The sequence below is a fragment of the Methylobacterium sp. Leaf111 genome (assembly GCF_001423285.1).
Taxonomy (GTDB): domain Bacteria; phylum Pseudomonadota; class Alphaproteobacteria; order Rhizobiales; family Beijerinckiaceae; genus Methylobacterium.
Window position 1 is genome coordinate 1 of record NZ_LMNE01000064.1, and the last position, 2656, is coordinate 2656.

General features: G+C 64.2%; 4 pseudogenes. 3 read left to right on the forward strand and 1 reads right to left on the reverse strand.

The features are described from left to right. Positions 1 to 41 precede the first annotated feature (41 nt). A pseudogene (locus tag ASF41_RS26490) lies at positions 42 to 314 on the forward strand (transposase); the annotation flags it as partial. A 48-nt stretch (positions 315 to 362) separates the two neighbouring features. Next, a pseudogene (locus ASF41_RS26285) lies at positions 363 to 725 on the forward strand (transposase); the annotation flags it as partial. Between the two features lie 247 nt (positions 726 to 972). On the opposite strand, the pseudogene ASF41_RS24385 reads toward ASF41_RS26285, so the two are convergent. Beyond that, a pseudogene (locus tag ASF41_RS24385) lies at positions 973 to 1999 on the reverse strand (IS110 family transposase); the annotation flags it as partial. A 76-nt stretch (positions 2000 to 2075) separates the two neighbouring features. Between ASF41_RS24385 and ASF41_RS20470 the strand changes: the two are divergent. Further along, positions 2076 to 2549 (forward strand): annotated as a pseudogene (locus ASF41_RS20470) (IS5 family transposase); the annotation flags it as partial. Positions 2550 to 2656 lie beyond the last annotated feature (107 nt).

The window sequence follows — 2656 nt, forward strand, 5'->3', positions numbered from 1 at the left end:
GTCGAGGGCCACCCACAGAGCCGTCTCGACGACCTGCTGCCATGGGCCTACCAGGCCATGCCAGCCCTCAAAGCCGTGGCCTGAAAACAGCGCTTACGAAGGGTGGCCGTCCGCCCTACGATCCAGTGCTGATGTTCAAGATCCTGATCCTTCAGACGCTCTATACGCTCTCGGACGATGCCACCGAGTTCCAAATTCGGGATCGGCTCTCGTTCATGCGCTTCCTCGGCCTGGGCTTCGAGGATGCGGTGCCGGACGCCAAGACGGTGTGGCTGTTCCACGAGCGCCTGACCCAGGCCGGTGCGATCGACGATCTGTTTGCTGCCTTCGACGCTTGGTTGAAGGGCAAGGGTTATCTCGCGATGTCGAGCCAGATTATCGACGGCTCGATCATCGCGGCTCCGCGTCAGCGCAACACCGATGCCGAGGAGGCGGCTCTGAAGGAAGGCCGGTGTCCGAAGGGTGGACGTCCTCCGATCGAGAACCGGGCCGCACTGACGGGTATCCTGTTCGTGCTGCGCTCGGGCCTGCCGTGGGAGATGCTGCCGGCCGAGATGGGCTGTGGCTCCGGCCTGAGTTGCTGGCGGCGGCTGCGGGATTGGCAAGCCGCGGGCGTGTGGAGCCGACTACATCACGTGTTGCTGGAGCGCCTGCACGCGTCGGGTGCGATCGACTGGAGCCGAGCTTGCCTGGACAGCGCGTCTGTCCCGGCCAAAACGTATGGCCCGCCCCGTCCGCAAGTGGTTGATGATCCGCTGGTCTGAGCAGTCTGCATAAACGTATCCGGCCTTTCGGCGATGCCGTTGGCCAAAATGGAGATCCGCGCGTTCTAGTCCTCATAAAAGGGTCGGCGTCGAGCGCCATTTTACGCCAGAGGCTTCCAGAACACCGATCGACTGTCAGGCCATCTTTCTCTCGCCGCTCGCAGACAACGTAAGGCCGACGAAGGCTTCGCCGACCAAGCTCGGTTCCGGCAGCCAACGCTGCCGGCTTATAGACGCGTTCGTGGCGCAGAAGCGCCCAAACGGTCCGAGCCATCTTGGCTGCCAGCGCGACGACGGCGGTATTAGCATGTGCCCGCGCCAGCAGGCCCCGGAGCCACTGGCCGATCAGCGTATCGCTCTTGCGCAAAGTCGGCATCGCGGCCCGAGCGCCCTGAATCAGCATCTTGCGCAGGTACTTGCTGCCGCGTTTTGTGATCCCGAGGAGGCATGGTCGTCCGCCCGTTGTGACCTGACGCGGCACGAGGCCGAGCCAGGCCGCCAGATCACGTCCGCGGGCGAAGGTCGCCACATCGCCGATCGCCGCGACCAGCGCTGTAGCATTGAGTGCGCCGATGCCCGGGATGGTGGTGAGCCGGCGTGCGCTTTCGTCGGTCCGAGCCTGTTCGGCGAACTCTGCGTCGAGGGCTGCGATGCGTCCGTCGAGGGACTGCCAGCGATCCCGGACGTCCGCCACGAGGATGCGCATCCGTGGCGTGAGGTCAGAGACCGCCTCGGTATCGAGCAGATTTTTCAAGCTAGCGGCGAGCTTGGCGCGTCCCTGCGGGACGATGTAACCGCGCTCCCGAAGGATGGCGCGGATCTGGTTCATCAGGGCCGTGCGTTCGCCGACAAGTTGGTCCCGCACCCGGTGCAGGGTCTGCATGTCGAGCTGTGCCTCCGACTTCAATGCCACGAACCGCATGGTCGGACGGGTCGCGGCCTCCGCGATCGCCTCAGCGTCGCGGTCGTCATTCTTCTCTCGCTTTGACGTAGGGCCGCACATGTTCCGGCGACATCAACCGGATGGTGTGGCCTTGAGCGCCGAGCGCCCGGCCCATGTGATGCGCGCCACAGCACGCCTCCATGGCGATAATGCAAGCTGGAAGCGTTGCGCCAAATGGCATCACCGTCTCGCGCCGCATCCGGCGTCGCAAGACGACCCGACCGGTCGCATCCTACCCGACAAGGCTGCAGCTGTTCTTGCCCAGATAGATCCCGAGTATCGCAATGGCCATCGGTCCGCTCCATCCCTCGTGTGAGCCACACTGCAAACCTAGCAGTGAAGCCCAGTGAGGGGCGGGCCATCCATAAAAGGGGCCTGCCACCGGCCCGACCCCAATGGACTGCGGCAAGCCGGGTACGAAACCTCACCTCGTCACCGACGCGCGCGGCACCCCTCTCGGCTTCTGCCTGAGCGGGGCCAACTGGCACGACGGTGTCATGATGGCGGCGACTCTTGATGCCATCACGTCTCTGCGGAGTGGTCGACGAGGACGATCGCGACGCCGCCCGGACAAGCTGCACGCCGACAAAGCTTACGATGATGCCAGACAGCGTCGGCACGAATGCCGGGCGTGCGGGATCGTGCTGCGCATCGCCCGACGCGGTGTCGAGAGCAGCGAAAAGCTCGGCTGCCACCGTTGGGTCGTGGAGCGCACCTACGCCTGGTTCAACCGCTTCCGTCGCCTGCCCGTCCGCTACAAGCAACACGCCGACATCTACGAGGCCCCCACCAGCCCCGCAGCCAGTGTCATCACCTTCAACCAGATCAAGCGTTTCTGTTAAGCGCTCTAATACGCGTTGGCGCGCCGGGTCAACTCGATCCAAGCGGTGCGGACTATGATGCTTACGTCGAGCGCAAGGCTCTGGTTCTCGATATACCAAAGATCTAA